A 15,819-nucleotide genomic window follows, 5' to 3' on the forward strand; every position below is an offset into this window, starting at 1 on the left:
GCTGCTCAGAAAGCACTGAGCGGCGGTGCGAAGGAGGTGAGCACGCCGTCGATCGTCGCGGTGGAAAGGGCCGAGGTGTTGTGGCTGCAGACCACCAGTCCGACGTACAGCGTGCTTTTCATGCTGATGCTGCTCGTCCCTACCAGTTCCCACGTCGTCCCGTTGGAGGAGACGTAGCCGCTGAAGGTGTTGCCGCTGCGAACAAGTCTTACCCAGTACGGCGCGGTCACCCCGAGCTTCTTGCTGGAGACCATCGTCCCCCCCGCGATGCCGCGGCGCAGGAATTCCGCCCCGTTTCCGGGGGTGACGTCCATGGTGACGTGCGCCGAGTCTGTGGCCAGAGTCTCACGCATCATCACCCCGCTCTTCGCGTAGCTGTTGGTGTTTTGCAGCGACGCTACCCGCGCAATGATCTCGCCGTCGCCGGTCATGGCCTTGTACACAAAGCGGAAGGCGTCCCCCGCCCCCCATATGTCGATGCCGGACCCCTTCAGCGTAAAGGTGCCGCTGGCATAGCTGGCGCTCCCAGCGATGGTGACGGGGCCGACGTCAAGGGTGGTCCAGGGAGCAGGGAGGGTGCTGACCGTGATCGTCACTGGAGCAGAGTTCCCCCTGTTGCCGAGTGAGTCGGTGGCTACGGCGGTGAGGGGGTAGCTTCCTGCAGCCACGTTCCTCCAGATGACGCTGTAGGGGCCCGCGGTGGCGGTGCCGATGAGGGTGCTCCCGGCGTAGAAATCGACCTTGCTGATCGCCGCCGCTGCGCTCCCCGGAGTCGCGCTCGCCGAAACCGGTACTGTGGCGGGTGCGTTGAAGATTGCGCCATTGGACGGCGAGGTAATGGTGACCGTGGGGGAGGTGCCGCCGATAGCGATGACGTTGTCGAAAGTCCCTTGGGAGAGAAGGGCGGTATTGTGGCTGCACACGGCAAGCCCCACATAGAGGGAGCTTCCCATGGTGATACTGCTGCTGCCGGCCTGTCGCCAGTCGGTGCCGTTGGAGGAGACGTACCCCGTGAAGGTGTTGCCGCTGCGCACCAGTTTCACCCAGTAAGGAGCGGCCATCCCGCCGAGCCCGGTGACGGTCGTCGAGCCGCCGGTGGCGGTGCGCCGGGAGAACTCCGCCCCGTACCCGGGAGTCAGCACCATCATGGCGTGGATGGAGTTGGCGGCAAGGCTCTGGCGGAACATGACGCCGGCCTTGGCGTAGCCGTTGGTGTTCTGCAGCGAGGCGACGCGGGCGACGATCTGTCCGTCGCCGTCGAGGGTCCGGTACACGAAGCGGAAGGCGTCGGCGTTCCCCCAGATGTCCCCTCCGGCGCCCCTGATGGTGAAGGTGTCGCTGGAGTAGCTCGCGCTCCCGGCGATGCCGACGCTGCCAACGTCCTGGGCAGCCCACGGTACGGGGAGATCCCCGCCACTTACCGTCACCGTGGCGGAGCGGCTGTCGGAGACGTTCCCTGCCGCATCCTTGGCCCAGGCATAGAGCGTCTTGGCGCCATAGCTTGCGAAGGTGTAACTGGAGGGAGGAGCCGCACTCCAAGCCGGGGCGGACGCTGCGGGTTTGGTTGCGCTTTCGTTCACCAGGTACCCGCTGACACCGATGTTGTCGGTTGCGCCAAGGGAGGTAATCGGGATGGTGAGAGACGCCGACGTGGCCGGAATGGAGAATGCCGTCACAACCGGCGCAGTGGTGTCGGAACCGGGGACGCTAACGCTGTCGAGCGTCGCGGTGGTGAGTGCATAGACGCTGTGGCTGCATGCGACGACCCCCACGTAGATGGTGTTCCCCATGGCGATGGTGCTGCTGCCGACCTGCCGCCATGTCGTCCCGTTGGGTGAAATGTAGCCGGTGAAGGTGTTGCCGCTGCGTACCAGCCTGACCCAGTACGGCGCCGCGACACCGCCGGCCCCGGTCACCGCCGTTGAACCCCCCGTGCTGGTGCGGACCGAGAACTCCGCACCGTATACCGGGGTGAGGGCGGCCATGGCGTGGATGGAATTCGCCGTCAGCGACTGGCGCATCATGACACCGGCCTTGGCGTACCCGTTGGTGTTCTGCAGGGAAGCGACCCGCGCCGTGATCGTGCCGTCCCCCGTCATCGCCTGGTAGACGAAGCGGAACCCGTCGGCGCTCCCCCAGATATCGGCGCCCGCCCCTCTGAGGGTGAAGACTCCGTTCTGGTACCCCGCGCTTCCGGTAAGGCCGACGCTTCCGACGTCCTGCGTTACCCATGGAGCCGGTAGCCCACCCCCCCCCACTGTAACGGTGGCAGAGCGGCTGGCCGAGACGTTCCCCGCCGCGTCCTTCGCCCAGGCGTACAGGGTCTTTTCCCCCGCCGAGGGGAAGGTGTAGCTCCCCGGCGCGCTGGCGCTCCATCCCGCGGCGCCTGCCGCCGGCTTCGCGGCGCTCTCGTTCACCAGGTATCCCGTTACACCGACGTCATCAGTTGCAGTCAGCGTGGTAATCGCAACGGTCAGCGTGGAAGAGGTCGCAGGCACGCTGAATGCCGTAACGATCGGCGCCGCACTGTCGACAACAGTGACGCGCACCGTCGCCGAACGGCTGCTGGAAACGGTTCCATCCTCATCCTTTGCCCAGGCATAGAGGGTATGGAGGCCGGGGGTGCCGAAGGTGTAGCTGGCAGGCGGGGTGCTGCTCCAGCCGCCATCAGCGGTCGACGGGGTGACCGAGGTCTCGGTCAGCAGAAAGCCGGCGACGCGGATGTTGTCCGCGGCGGTGAAAGCGGTTATCGGCACGGTGAGCGAATCCCATGACTGTGGCAGGGCAAAAGCGGTGACGGTCGGAGGGATGGCGTCACGGTTGTACAGCGCCGTCATGATGCCCTGCGGAACGGAGATCCCGTTGAGGTTGAATCCGGATTGCGTGCCGTTGTAGTAGTTCGAGTTTGGAATTGTGCTCTGGGTCCAGCTGTCGTTATTCCCCTTGTAGAAGAGGGTGGTGGCATGCCCGCGGCAGTAGGACCCGATCGCCAGCATGTCGCAGTACGAGGTACTCGCCTGCACCGGGACGACCTTCTGGTGTGACCCGGAAACGTACTGGTTCGAGTAGACATCGTCGTCGACGTGCAGAACCAGCAACCCGCCGGCCCAGTCAGCGCCGAGGAATCCCCGGAGTCCCCTGTCCCAGCCGGACGGCCGCCTGTTCTCGATGAGGAAGTATTCGGAGTTTGAGAAGGAGGGGTGGGCCAGGTGGTAGGCAGAGGTCGACGACGCCGAAGGATCGGCGAACTGGAGATTGATCCATCCGCCCCCACCGGGCTCGACCGGTTGGGACCACCCGAGCCAGTTGCGGCTCCAGGCGTCGAGGTTGGTCGGCGTGGTTCCGCCATCCTCACCGATGTCCGCTCCCCATGAGCCTGCGGCCATGGTGGAAAAGTTGCCGAGCGCCTCGTTCGTGTAGCTGGTGTCGTACAGGTCGATCAGACTGAAAAGCGCGTGTCCCATCTCATGGACTATGACCCCCATCGGATGCTGCACGCTGCGGTCATTGAGCTCGCCGTTCAGGGCCCAGTACGTGACCGTCTCGGTCCCCGCCGTTATGCTCCCCCCCCACCAGGCGTGCGCCCAGACACTGGGCGTCTGCCATGATCCCGATGCCTCGTACCCGGCGTAAATGAAGTAAATTGCCAGTTCCTCCGGTTGAAGATAGTGGTCGCCGTTGGTGTCGTAGCTGGCGAAATCTATATAGGAGGAAGCCTGCAGGAGGGCGTGGTTGGCGACTGCCGTGTCGGCGGAGTAGGAAATGTCACCTCCATAGTTTGGGTGGGGGTCGGTGATGGTCGCGGTGATAATGCCGGGAGGATTGCCAGACTGGGTATGGGCGGCGGGGGCGACGGTGATCGCCCCGTAGGAGTTGTCGTGGTAGAAGTTTGCCAGCGACTTTACTCCCGGCGTCGTGTCGAAGATCTTCCCGTACCATCCGCCGGGGGTGGTGACGAGGGAACGGTTGGAAAAATTGACCAGGATGACCAGAGCCTTCCGCGTTCCCGTCGTTGGCGCCTTGAGCGCTGTTTGAGCCGGCGAAAGCGCCCTTTCAAGCGCCCTTTGCTCCAGTAGCTGTTTTTCGAGCTCCTGGTTTCTCTGCGGTTTCGCCCGCGGCGGCAGGAAATCGGGGGCGTTCCTCCCCGCCGGCTCCGCTTTTATCCCGGACGGCTTCAGCGTCCCGTCCGGAGATTTTTCCGCGTACTCCCAGTAGCCGGATTTCTGATTCCTGATGATGGTATGCCCGCTCGGCTGCAGTTCGATCCAGTTCTGGTACTCGTCCCCTCGTATCTGTATTTGCAGGACGGCACCGTCCGGCTGCTTCACTTCGGTGGGTGTCGGCATCGCCGGCCCGGCAAGCGCCAGACTCGTTCCCAGAAGCAGGAGAAGTGCAGATTGAAGACAGCAGGTAATGAACTTTCTCATCGGTTACCTCCACTCCCATCACATCCGTTCATTTCTTGTCCCGCAGAGACAGATCTCTCTCGCCAAAAGGAGCTTTATCTCAGTGCATCTGCGGCGGGTCATTGCATCGTGAAGGGATTGTTTTTCCCACCTCCTTTCCGAGGTGCCGCGGTACAGATGGCAGTGAATTCGCCTCCCATGTGGTGAGGTTGGCGCCTCTTCTTCGTCAGAAAAGGCGCCGAGGCCTCAGCGATGACTCGATCCTTTCACTGCTGCGCGCCTCATGGCGCAGACACGTGATCTATGGTGGTGGCAGCCAGCGCAGAGGTATTGTGGCTGCAGACAGCGAGACCTACGTACACCGTGCTGTTCATGCTGATCGTGCTCGTCCCTACCAGATCCCATGTCACGCCGTCCGAGGAGACGTACCCGGTGAAGGTATTGCCGCTGCGCACGACCCGCACCCAGTACGGCGCAGTCACTCCGAGCTTCTTGCTGGAGACGGTGCTTCCCCCCGTGGTGGCGCGGCGCAGGAATTCCGCCCCGTTTACGGGTGTGACGTCCATCATTGCGTGCTTTGCGTTTGCCGCCAGCGTCTCGCGGATCATGACCCCGCTCTTGGCGTAGGAGTTGGTGTTCTGCAGTGACGCAACGCGCGCGGTGATTGCGCCGTCGCCGGTCATCGTCTTGTACACGAAGCGGAATGCGTCGCCGGAGCCCCATATATCGATGCCGGACTCCGTGATGCCAAAGGTGCCGTTAAGATAGGTCGCACTCCCTGCGATGGTGACCGGGCCGATGTCCGTGGTCGCCCACGGCGTCGGGAGTGAGGTTACATTGACGGTGACAGGGGTGGAGGTTCCCTTCTTGCCGAGGGAGTCGGTGGCGACCGCGGTGAGGGAATAGCTTCCTGCCGGCACGCTGTTCCAGGTGACGGTGTAGGGCGCTGCCGTGGCGGTGCCGATGAGGGTGCTTCCGGCGTAGAAATCGACCCTGCTGACGGTCGCGCCCGTTCCCGGAGTGGCTGTAGCCGTGACCGGGATGGTGGCTGGTGCGGTGTACGTCGCGCCACTCGCCGGGGAGGTAATGGTTGCGGTAGGCACCACCTCCGGCCTCGTAACGGTGACGCTGTCCAACCTCGCCTGCGCAAGTACTGCGGTGTTGTGGCTGCAGACGACAAGCCCCACGTACAGCGAAGTTCCCATCGCGATGCTGCTCGACCCGGCGAGTCGCCAGGTTGTGCCGTTGGTTGAGATGTACCCGGTGAAGGTATTGCCGCTGCGGACGAGTTTTACCCAGTATGGTGCTGCGACCCCGCCGACCCCTGTGACAGTGGTGGAGCCGCCGGTGGCCGTGCGCTGCGAGAACTCGGCTCCGTACCCTGGCGTGAGGACCATCATGGCGTGGATGGAGTTGGCCGCAAGGCTCTGGCGGAACATGACACCCGCCTTCGCGTAGCCGTTCGTATTTTGCAAGGCGGCTACCCGCGCCACGATCTGGCCGTCGCCGGTGAGAGTCTGGTACACGAAGCGGAAAGCGTCGGTGCTTCCCCAGATGTCGGCGCCGGCACCGTTGACTGTAAAGACTCCGTTGGCGTATACGGCGTTCCCTGCTATCCCGACGCTCCCGACGTCCGAGGTGTCCCACGGCGGCGGGAGATGGCTGTCGATGACGCTGACTGCCACTGCGCTGGAACTCACGGTGCCGCCGGCTGTGTCGATGACCTGGGCAGTGAGCAAGTAATCGCCGGCAGGCACACTGCTCCAGGTGATTTGGTACGGTGCTGTCGTTGCCGTGCCGATGAGGGTCGGTCCTGCGTAGAAATTGACCTGCCTGACGGTGGCGCCGGATCCTGCGGTGGCAGTTGCCGACAGCGGTATGGAAGCCGGGGCCTTGTATGTTGACCCTGAGGCGGGAGCGGTCAACGCCACGGTCGGTATATTCACCTGTCCCCGAATGGAGACGCTGTCGATCCTCGTGGTGCAGAGGACCGAGTTGTTGTGACTGGAGACGATGAGGCCGATGTACACACTGCTCCCCATCGTAATGGTGCTCGTGCCGACGAGCGACCAGTTGGTTCCGTTGCTGGAGACATACCCGCTGAAGGTGTTCCCCTGGCGGACGAGCTTCACCCAGTACGGAGCCGCTGCGCTGAAACCGCTGACCGTCGTGCTTCCGCCGGTCGTGCTGCGACGAGAGAATTCCGCACCTCTTCCGGGGGTGAGGTCGACCATGGCGTGCCGCGAGCTAGCCGCCAGCGTTTCCCTGATCATCACTCCCGCTTTGGCATACATCTGGGTATTTTGCAGGGAGACGACGCGGGCGATGATCTGCCCGTCGCCTGTCAGCGGCTGGTAGACATACCGGAAGGCGTCCGCTGAGCCCCAGATGTCCGCACCGGAGCCGGCGAGGGTGAAGGTACCTTTGCTGAATGCCGCGGTTCCTGCGACTCCGACACTGCCGATGTCACGGGTGAGCCAGCCAAAGGGGATCTCGCTGTCAAAGCCTTCGAATACCTGGATGCGATTGTTGTTGGAGTCGGAGATGTAGACCCTGGTGCCGTCCTTGTTGATGGCGATCCCGCTGATCCCGTTGAAGCGTCCAGGTTCGTCACCGAATCCTCCCCACGACAAGCGAAGCCTGCCGGCCGCATCGAATACGTACACCGTGTCGTCATTGCCGGACACAAATACATTGCCGTTACCATCAACGGCAATGGCGCCGGGGGCGACAGTGAACACGCCTTCTCCGATCGTCCTCAGCAGATTTCCCTCGCTGTCGATTACTCGCACGGCGCTGTTGTCGGACGCATATAGGTTCCCTTGGGAATCCGTTGCGACTCTCCCTACCCCCTGGATTGCCGGATAGCCGATGAACAAAAGCTGGTTGCCGAAGAGGTCGAATTTCTGAATACCTCCGGAAGCCGCGTAGATCTTGTCAAATGGGTCTATCGCCAGCCCCACTACTTCAAACATCGTCCCCGCACTCCATTCCCTCAGCAGGGTCCCAAGGGGGTCGAAAGCCTTTATGACACTTCTGTACGGATCGACGGCGTACACGTCTCCGGTGCTGCTCAGCGCGACTCCAAAAGGGTACTGCAGGTGGGCGACATCGACGAACCCTCCCCACTTTCTCAGGAATGTACCGGTCGCGGTAAAGACCTGGTAGCGCTGGTTGTTCGTGTCTGCTATGTAGACGTCACCGTTGGGGGCTACCGCGAGTCCCATCGGGTGGTCAAATTGCCCGTCCGCGGAGCCGTAGCTCCCCCACTGGGTGATGAAGTCCCCTGCGCTGGCAAAGATGGCGACTCCCCCGTTTCCTGTGCCGACCACGTAGACGTTTCCGTCAGGGTGCACGACGACCCCTGCAGGACTGCTGAGGGCCCCTGGTTTTCCGAGGGTCCGCCGACGGTGGCGATGAAGGTCCCGGTGCTATCAAACACCTTCACCGTGTTGGTAAAGCTGTCCGTGACAAGCACGTGGCCGCTATTGTCGATGGCGAGCGCGGAGGGGGACCTGAACTCTCCCTTGCCGTCTCCCTGGCTTCCCCATTTCCTAAGGAAGTTCCCGGAGTTGTCGAAGATCTGTATTCTGTAGTTGCCGCTGTCTGCCACGTAGACGTTTCCGGCGGCATCCACGGCGACGGCAGCGGGATAGCTGAACTGGCCGTCATCGGTGCCGGCACTCCCCCACTTCCTGAGGAAGCGTCCTGTGCCGTCGAAGACCTGGATCCTGTGGTTGCCGCTGTCACAGACGTAGAGGTTGCCAGTCCTGTCGGTGGCAATGGCGCTGGGACCATCGAACTCGCCGTCCCCTGCGCCGTGAGCTCCCCATTTGCCTTTAAACTTCCCGCTCCTGTCGAAGACCTGCACCCTGTTGTTCAGCGTCTCCGCCACGTACACCCGCCCGTTCGGGGTCACCGCGATTCCTGCGGGGTAGGCGAGTTCACCGTCTGCGGAGCCGTAGGTTCCCCACCTGTACAGGCGCTTCCCTGTCTTGTCGAAGACCTGGACACTTCTCCCCGTCTCCTTGCCGGTGTAGTAGGTCAGCGAAGTCACGTAAATGTTGCCGTCCCGGTCTCGCGCTATGGCATGAGGATCGGAGAGGTGGATCTTCGCCCCCGTCTCGTAGAGGAATTCACCGGGTGCACCATATGCGGGAGGCTGGTAGATGAAGTGCGCGATCGCGAGTACGACGCATGCAATCGACGCACGTAGAAAGGTTGTCATTTGGCACCTCCCGGTTTGCTGGTGACAGCAAACTCAGCGACCTTTCCATCGGCATCACGGTAGCTTGCGGCCCAGAAGAGGGGAGTCGCCGAGACACGTGCGGCATCTATCCGTACCGGAATGACCACCTGCAGGAAGACGTCCCTTTTTTCATGCGGGGCGAGATAGCCGAGATTGACGGTGGCCCTCTCGGCAAAAAGTGGTGGGAGGGGAACCAGGGAGAGGGTCACCTCCGAGAGTGGAAGATCTCCCTGATTCTCCACACGCAGCGAGTAGTCCGCGGTCAGCGAGGTCCCTCCCTGGTTGTACCCCGTAAGGTCGTGGCCGACGTGGATAGGCGGGCCTGCGGCATGCGTGGCGCCACCGATGAGGAGGGCGACCAGCATGGCAACAACTCCTGTAAGTACTCTTTTCATAGACGCCTCCTTTCTGTTCCCTGCGGGTCTTGAGACTGAAGCTCCGGATGTATTCCTCACCTCCTTCTGTCTCAGGCAATACGGTTCCTACTCCTCGCAATACATCTTCGGTGCCTGACGTGTCAATTCGCAAAGGCGTGAAAAGGCGGTTGTTTCTCCCTTCGCTGGCGCGGCTGAGTTTTCCGCTGTTGACACTCTTCGCGCCGGTGGGCGGGGCTTGCGCCGGTGGAAAGCCGGATCTGGCGCGGAAAAGGGTGAGTGTTAAGGGCTTTACATTGCATGACACGATGAGTGAAGTTTGTAGGCCGGAATAAGCGGAGCGTTTCCGGCAACTCTGCTGCAGCATATTTCGGCTGGCGCCGACGCCGGGAACGCCTGAGGCTTATCCCGGCCTACAAAGACTTCGACTCGATGAGCCTCAAATGGGGGGGCTCCTGATGTCGCCAAAAAGGAGGTGAGCAGGGGGGAGCGAAGAGTTGTGGGAAAAACTTCGGAGGTCCGAAGGGTATTGCCTAACATGTTGATATTGCAGATGAAATCGCCTATATGTCTGAGTCGTTGGCCCCTTTTCTAATTAAGCGTGAGGCGGGGGATCATGATTTACGCTGCCGGTACTTCGAAATGATGTCGCGTGAGAGATGGCACGTGGGCCGTTTCAACAAGCGGGACCAGCAGGGCGAGCGCGAAAATTTGGTAGGATGTGGGAGTCGAGCCAGCTAGCGGAGTTGACGCTGCTATATTCAAAGACCTGTCATCGCTGCTTTTCCGCTAGCGAGCTTCCCTCTTCATGTTAGTATGTCATCCGCTTTTCACATCTCACTGTAAAAAGGAGCCTTCATGATCACTGCTATCGTCCAGTTCAAACTCCCCCAGCCGATTACGCGGGAACAGGCGCGGGAGATCTTTGCCTCCACTGCGCCGAAGTACCAGGAGATTCCGGGGCTGATCAGGAAATACTACCTCCTCTCCGAGGACGGCGGCACGGCTGGCGGCGCCTACACCTGGGCCTCCCGTGAAGAGGCGGAGCGGCTATATACCAGGGAATGGCGAGAGTTTATAATGACGAAGTACGGCTGTGAGCCGTCTGTAACCTTTTTCGAGACGCCGGTACTGGTCGACAACGTGCAAAAGGAGATCGTGCTGGATCCCTGAGCCGAACTCCGGCGCCAAAGGAGCTACCACAATGCAGGCAGACCCTGCTAACTCCTTCCGGGACTCCGGTCCACGCCGGACAATTTCTTCCCTTATCCTTGCCGTTGCAGCGCTCTGCCTCACCTTCACAGGGGTTGCCTGCGCCGCAACGGCACCGGGGGCCCCTTTTGCGCTCGTCTCTCCGCGGAAGGCGGAGGCGCTGGAGCATTCCTCCCACAGAACGCGGGGGGCTGCTCTGAGAAACGGCGAAAAAGTGCGGCGCCACGCAGCACACCCCGTTCCGCGCCTCCAGATAGAGGGGCGGCTGCCGCACCGCGGGGGGTACGACGAGAGCATGGAGGCCGCCAAGGACTTTACCGCTGCGCGCGATCTCGCCCTCGCAGGGCGCCTCACTCGGGACCCCGAGAAGCTGAAGCGTGCCGCCGGAATAATCTCCGCATGGCTCGCCGTCTACCATCCCACCTACAATCCTATCGATGAGTCAAGGATCGACAGCTTGATCATCGCCTACGATCTGCTCCCCCCGGACGTGAAGGCTCCGCTGGCAAAGCCGATGAACAATTTTCTGCGCGAATTAGCTGAAGGGTACCTCGACCGGCTCCCGCAGGTGACGGACAAGACCGCCACCAACAACTGGCAAAGCCACCGCATCAAGCTCATCACCCTTGCATCGTACGCGCTCGGGGACAGGTCGCTCATCGCACAGGCAAAATCCGCCTACCGCACCCAGCTTGCCAACAACATACGCCCTGACGGCTCCACCGTCGATTTCCAGGAGCGGGATGCGGTGCATTATGTGGTGTACGACCTCGAGCCTCTGGCACTGGCTGCACTGGCGGCGCAGGAGCACGGCGAGGACTGGTACCATCTGAAGAATCCGGCGGGGGTGGGGTTGGAGGAGGCGCTTCTATGGCTGAAGCCGTATGCGGATGGATCGGCGACGCATGACGAGTTCGTGCGCTCGAAGGTGAAATTCGATGCAGAGCGGCGGAAGGCGGGGATTGCGGAATTCCGCGGGCAATTCGACCCAAAAGGCGCCAGGGGCGTCATGATGATCGCCGCGCGGCTCGACCCCCGCTTCATTCCCACCACGAAGGAGCTCGGGTGGAGCACCCCTCTCTTTGACCTGGTGTGGCCGCTTCGGGATTGAGTCTTCACATCTCTGTCGCTACGAAGCGGCGCCCCTCATTCACCTGCTCTTTGAGCGGCGGCGAGGTAGGTCGCGGTCTCCCTGGTGAACTCTTCGAAGTCTGACTCGAGCCTGGCCAGCAGTTCTTCTGCTCGTTCCAGTCGCCCTTCGCGGGCGAGATCCTCCAGCGTCGCCGCGGTGCGGGAAATACTCGTTGCCGAGATACTGGCGGCGGCCCCCTTGATGGTATGCGCCTCTATCGTTACCTGGCGGGGGTCCCCCAGAAGGACCGCCTCCCGTAGCGCTACCACGTACCCCGCGCTGTGCCGGCTGAACATGAGGAGGAAATGGTGCACCATGGAGGCTTCGCCCCCCAGACGCGACAGCAGATCGGCGTGATCGAAGACAGGGACGTAGTTACTCTCTGCAGCTGAGTCTGCCGCCCCTTCCTCGGCAGCTGGAAGTTCCTGATCCGGGAGGAGTCGCTGCACGATTTCCACCACCTGCGCCGGACGTGCCGGCTTGGAGAGGTATTCGTCCGCCCCCGCCTCCAGGCACTTTTCGCGATCCCCCTTCAGCGCGTAGGCTGTCATCGCCACCACAGGTGTCCTGCGCCCCTCCGTCTCCATGTCACGGATCGCTCCGATCGCCTGGTACCCGTCGAGAACCGGCATCTGGATGTCCATGAAGACGATGTCGTACTCTTTTTTGCGGCAGGCATCGACCGCTTCCTGACCGTCGCATGCCTCGGTGACGTGGTGTCCGCGTTCCTCCAGTATGATGCGCACTATCTTGCGGTTGATCTCCACGTCGTCCACCACCAGCACGGTGTGGCGGCGCTGGTTCTCCGCGGCGCCGTGCGGGATCATGGGCAACTGGGCCGAAGGGGGAGGGCCTTTCAGGAGCGCGATGAGGGTGTCGCGAAGCTCCTCGTGGATGATCGGCTTGGTGAGGTACCCTGCGATCCCCGCCTCGCGGCAGCGTTTGACATCGCCCCGGATGCCGGCGCTCGGCATCATGACTATGAGGATACCTTCGTGCCTCTTTTCCTCCCGCACGCGCTGCGACAGCTCCCATCCGTCCATTCCGGGCATGCGCGCATCGGTCAGCATAAGGCGCGGCAGTTCCCCCTTCTCCCGCAGCTGTTCCAGGAGGGCGAGCGCCTCCGCGCCCCCTCCCGCCAGGTGCACCCTCATCCCCCACCGGGAGAGAAAGCCGGCGAGCATCTGCCGGTTCACCAGCACATCGTCCACAACGAGTGCTGCGACACCGCTGAGGAGATCGTCTTCCGCCACTTCCGCCGGCGGCTCCGTCCAGAGCCGCAGCGATACGGTGAAGGTGAAGCGGCTTCCACCCCCCGGCTCGCTCTCCACCGAGATCTCACCACCCATGAGATGGACCAGGCGCTTCGAGATGGCGAGGCCGAGACCGGTACCGCCAAATCGCTTCGTGGTGGAGGTGTCCCCCTGCTCGAATGCGTGGAAGATGCGTGACTGCAGCTCATGCGGGATCCCCACCCCCTGGTCGGTGACGCTAAAACTCAGCATCGCCGCTCCCTCTGTCTCCCCGACCAGCCGGACTGCAACCTCCACAACCCCGTGGTCGGAAAACTTGACGGCGTTCCCCACCAGGTTCACCAGAACCTGCCCCAGACGCCCCGCGTCACCGATGAGAGGATCCGGAACATCGCGGTCCACGGAGAAGGCGACCTCCACCCCTTTTTGCGCCCCGCGCGAGGCGAGTGTCCGCAGCGTCTCCCCGAGCGTGGTCCGCAGGAAGAAGGGGCTTTCCTCAAGATCGGTGCGACCCGCCTCGATCTTGGAGAAGTCCAGGATGTCGTTGATGATCTCCATGAGGTTGTCCGCGGAGAGCTTGATCGCCCGCAGGTACTCCCCCTGCTCCGTGGTGAGCTCCGTGTCCCGCAAGAGCTCTGTCATGCCGATGATGCCGTTCATAGGGGTACGGATCTCGTGGCTCATGTTGGCGAGAAAGGCGCTCTTTGAGCTGCTCGCCGACTCGGCCCGGCTCTTCAGCTCCATGGTCTGCAGCAGGTCATTGTCGCGCTGGCGCAGCACCTTCACGATGAGGCGAGGCCGAAGAGAAGTGAGAGGATGAAGACCACGGAGATGAGGGCGATTCCCCTGGTCATGTGGTGCCAGTTGTGCAGAAAAAGGTCTTCTGTGACCGAGATGCTGATACGAAGCGGGTATTCCGGCACCGCACGCAGTGCGCCTATCCCTGACACCCGCCGTCCCCCCTCAGACATGCTCGTCGGGTGGAGGTAGACGACGCCGCTTTCATCTTGCCTCGTTCCAGGATCGGCGCGGGTCGCGGCAGAGTCGGACTGTCCTAGGGCTTTCTCACTCCAGGGCCAGCGGGTAAGAATGGTGAAGTCGCTCCTGTATAGCGTAATCGACGCGCCGGAGCCGAGATTCTCGCCGAGCCGCTGGTACAGAGATGTGAAGAGATCGACGGAGGTGCCAACCAAAACCATGCCGAGGAGATTGCCGTGCCTGTCATCGATGCGGCGGCCGATGTAGAAGACCGGCCTGCCGTTCCCCCTGCTGCGCAGCGCCGGGGTGATCATCGTCTCACCGTCGTGCCCGGCGGCAAGAGCCTGTACCACTTCTCGGTCTGCCAGGTTGATGGGGGGAGGGGGGAAGGAGCGGGTGAAGTTGATGACATCGCCGTTTGCGGCCACGACGGTGGCGACGTCCAGGTGGGGGAGGAATTGCGTTTTCTTTTTCAGCATCCGGAAAGTTTGCGGGGTGGCGAGGAGCTTTCTGAATTCCCCTTCAGTGTCGGCGCCCGCGCCGTTTACTTCTTCGGCGATGCCGTCGAGGGCGAGGTACGAGGAGGCCATGCACTGCCGGGTCTGCTCCGCGAGGAGGAGGGAGATGTTTCCCATCTGCTTGCGCCACACCTCGATCTCCTGCTGGCGCAGGCAGCCGGCGGACACGAGGGCCAGAGCCACAATGGCGATCACCATGAGGGAGCCGAGGCCGACGGCGAGCTCGGTTAACGACAACCTCTGCCACTTCCTGGGCATGGGACGCTCCTCCATTGTAGGGAATGCTGCAAGCTTATAATTCAAGACCTGACCCCGGGGTCAGGTCTTGAATTATAAGGTTTTTCAGCGACGCAAACAGCCTCGGCAGGGGGGCGCGCTCGGACAGAAGTACTGACCGGGGTGGCATCCTAATCGTATCGGCAATCGGCGGAAAAACCTTAGGGGAAGGTTAACCCTTCTGCACCAATGAAGCAAAAAAAGCCCGGCTCCCCTCGCGGGGGACCGGGCTTTCTCTACCGCATCGTAAGGTGCGGTCGTGGCTCAAATATATTCCATCAATGCCACCGCGCGTGTGCGCTACTTTTCAAGGTTTTTCTCGACCTTGCCGACCTTCTCCTGCACTTTGCCGGCATTCTTTTCGACCTGACCCTCTATTTTGAGGCTCGGATCGTCGGTCGCCCTTCCGGCGGCTTCTTTTGCTTTCCCCTTCGCTTGGTGGAAGGTACCTTTGAGTTTGTCTTTGATGCTTTCTCTCATGACTGCACCTCCGTGTCAGGGCTTTTTCTGTACCCTACTTTGTAATTTTAATACAAAGTCTTGTAATTGTGGCGATAAATCGCACTGATACGGCGCAACCTTATCCCACCTTCTCCGTCTCCTTGAAACGGAGGGGACGTGATGCCTCTCTCCATCGCGGGAGAGACATCACCCGTTCCCCAAGCGGGGTTTGAGAGAATCGGGCGGTTCGTGCTCTGTTTGTGGAAATCGGTCCCAGCATCTCTGACTTCATCAGGTCGAGCCGGGATGGCAGAAAGTGCATCCTGTGCCATGCGCGGGATTAGCTCACTCGTGTCCCTACTCTATTACCAATGCTTTGGCAGCCTCTTCGGCTTCGGCAAGGCATTCGGCCGGGACCGCGTCTGCGCTGGCCGGTCCGACGCCGCACAGGCGGATCAGCCGCGACTCGGTGAACCCCATCCATTTCATGAAGAAGTCGTAGCGGCCGAAGATGTCGCCGAACATCGCCTGGTCCGGATTCCCCTGGGTCAGGATGAAGAGGAGCTTTTTGGGGGAGAGGCGGCTCGGCTGCGGGTTCGTGATGTAGTCGGGCTTCAGGAAGGAGTAGTTGCGGTCGATGTAGGCCTTCATCTGCGAGGTGACGTCGCCGTAATAGACAGGGGAGGCGAGGACCACGACGTCGGCACCTTCCACCGCCTTCAGCACCTCGGCCAGGTCGTCTTTCACCACGCAGTGCTCAAATCCCCTCTTGCAGGCATAGCACCCCTGGCAGCCGTGGTAGGTGAGCCTGTTGATCTCGAAGGTCTGCACCTGCGCGCCGCGTGCCGCTGCGGTCTCGGTGAAGCGGTTGGCGATGGCGCTGCTGTTGGAATTTGAGCGGGGGCTTCCTAATAGCGCTACGATCTTCATGGCATCCTCCTTCGATCTATGGTGGGGCGAGGGATCCTACTATACTTTTG

Annotated in this window: 10 protein-coding genes; 2 read left to right on the forward strand and 8 right to left on the reverse strand. The window is 61.9% G+C overall.

The window, feature by feature from the left end; all coding sequences use genetic code 11:
- Positions 1 to 5: 5 nt before the first annotated feature.
- The 4 genes from LPW11_RS12900 to LPW11_RS12915 form a co-directional block, all read right to left on the reverse strand.
- The gene (locus LPW11_RS12900; protein WP_230994285.1) at positions 6 to 4,427 is read right to left on the reverse strand and encodes a M6 family metalloprotease domain-containing protein; all 4,422 of its coding nucleotides are present in this window, start codon (positions 4,425 to 4,427) and stop codon (positions 6 to 8) included.
- A 260-nt stretch (positions 4,428 to 4,687) separates the two neighbouring features.
- Positions 4,688 to 7,633: an Ig-like domain-containing protein gene (locus LPW11_RS12905; protein ID WP_230998289.1), complete on the reverse strand. Its 2,946-nt coding sequence runs from the start codon at positions 7,631 to 7,633 to the stop codon at positions 4,688 to 4,690.
- Positions 7,618 to 8,634, reverse strand: a complete 1,017-nt coding sequence (locus tag LPW11_RS12910; RefSeq protein WP_230994286.1) for a 6-bladed beta-propeller — start codon at positions 8,632 to 8,634, stop codon at positions 7,618 to 7,620. Before LPW11_RS12910 ends, LPW11_RS12905 begins: the two co-directional genes overlap by 16 nt.
- Entirely contained in the window at positions 8,631 to 9,050 is a 420-nt protein-coding gene (locus tag LPW11_RS12915; protein ID WP_230994287.1) for a hypothetical protein, read from the reverse strand. The genes LPW11_RS12910 and LPW11_RS12915 overlap by 4 nt, the downstream gene beginning before the upstream one ends.
- An 837-nt stretch (positions 9,051 to 9,887) precedes the next feature.
- On the opposite strand from LPW11_RS12915, the gene LPW11_RS12920 reads away from it, so the two are divergent.
- The gene (locus LPW11_RS12920; RefSeq protein WP_230994288.1) at positions 9,888 to 10,202 is read left to right on the forward strand and encodes a YdhR family protein; all 315 of its coding nucleotides are present in this window, start codon (positions 9,888 to 9,890) and stop codon (positions 10,200 to 10,202) included.
- Positions 10,203 to 10,233: 31 nt separating this feature from the next.
- Positions 10,234 to 11,352: an alginate lyase family protein gene (locus tag LPW11_RS12925; RefSeq protein WP_230994289.1), complete on the forward strand. Its 1,119-nt coding sequence runs from the start codon at positions 10,234 to 10,236 to the stop codon at positions 11,350 to 11,352.
- Positions 11,353 to 11,387: 35 nt separating this feature from the next.
- Here the strand turns inward: LPW11_RS12925 and LPW11_RS12930 are convergent, their stop codons facing one another.
- The 4 genes from LPW11_RS12930 to LPW11_RS12945 all read right to left on the reverse strand — a co-directional run bounded on the left by LPW11_RS12930 (position 11,388) and on the right by LPW11_RS12945 (position 15,769).
- A complete protein-coding gene (locus tag LPW11_RS12930; protein ID WP_230994290.1) occupies positions 11,388 to 13,412 on the reverse strand; it encodes a hybrid sensor histidine kinase/response regulator in 2,025 nt (674 codons plus the stop codon).
- Positions 13,409 to 14,380 carry a hypothetical protein gene (locus LPW11_RS12935; RefSeq protein WP_230994291.1) on the reverse strand — a complete coding sequence of 324 codons (972 nt, stop codon included), beginning with the start codon at positions 14,378 to 14,380 and terminating at the stop codon, positions 13,409 to 13,411. Before LPW11_RS12935 ends, LPW11_RS12930 begins: the two co-directional genes overlap by 4 nt.
- 318 nt (positions 14,381 to 14,698) lie before the next feature.
- Complete coding sequence (locus tag LPW11_RS12940; protein WP_230994292.1) at positions 14,699 to 14,878, reverse strand: CsbD family protein; 180 nt, start codon at positions 14,876 to 14,878, stop codon at positions 14,699 to 14,701.
- A gap of 318 nt (positions 14,879 to 15,196) precedes the next feature.
- Positions 15,197 to 15,769, reverse strand: coding sequence for a flavodoxin family protein (locus LPW11_RS12945; RefSeq protein WP_230994293.1), 573 nt, complete (start codon positions 15,767 to 15,769; stop codon positions 15,197 to 15,199).
- Positions 15,770 to 15,819 lie beyond the last annotated feature (50 nt).

Source organism: Geomonas sp. RF6, from assembly GCF_021044625.1.
GTDB lineage: Bacteria > Desulfobacterota > Desulfuromonadia > Geobacterales > Geobacteraceae > RF6.

Excerpts from the sequence above, each read along its gene's own strand:
- LPW11_RS12900 (WP_230994285.1), bottom strand. The coding sequence starts at position 4,427 with ATGAGAAAGTTCATTACCTGCTGTCTTCAATCTGCACTTCTCCTGCTT.
- LPW11_RS12905 (WP_230998289.1), bottom strand. The coding sequence starts at position 7,633 with ATGGGACTCGCGGTAGCCCCCAACGGTGACGTCTACATAGCAGACACG.
- LPW11_RS12910 (WP_230994286.1), bottom strand. The coding sequence starts at position 8,634 with ATGACAACCTTTCTACGTGCGTCGATTGCATGCGTCGTACTCGCGATC.
- LPW11_RS12915 (WP_230994287.1), bottom strand. The coding sequence starts at position 9,050 with ATGAAAAGAGTACTTACAGGAGTTGTTGCCATGCTGGTCGCCCTCCTC.
- LPW11_RS12920 (WP_230994288.1), top strand. The coding sequence starts at position 9,888 with ATGATCACTGCTATCGTCCAGTTCAAACTCCCCCAGCCGATTACGCGG.
- LPW11_RS12925 (WP_230994289.1), top strand. The coding sequence starts at position 10,234 with ATGCAGGCAGACCCTGCTAACTCCTTCCGGGACTCCGGTCCACGCCGG.
- LPW11_RS12935 (WP_230994291.1), bottom strand. The coding sequence starts at position 14,380 with ATGCCCAGGAAGTGGCAGAGGTTGTCGTTAACCGAGCTCGCCGTCGGC.
- LPW11_RS12940 (WP_230994292.1), bottom strand. The coding sequence starts at position 14,878 with ATGAGAGAAAGCATCAAAGACAAACTCAAAGGTACCTTCCACCAAGCG.
- LPW11_RS12945 (WP_230994293.1), bottom strand. The coding sequence starts at position 15,769 with ATGAAGATCGTAGCGCTATTAGGAAGCCCCCGCTCAAATTCCAACAGC.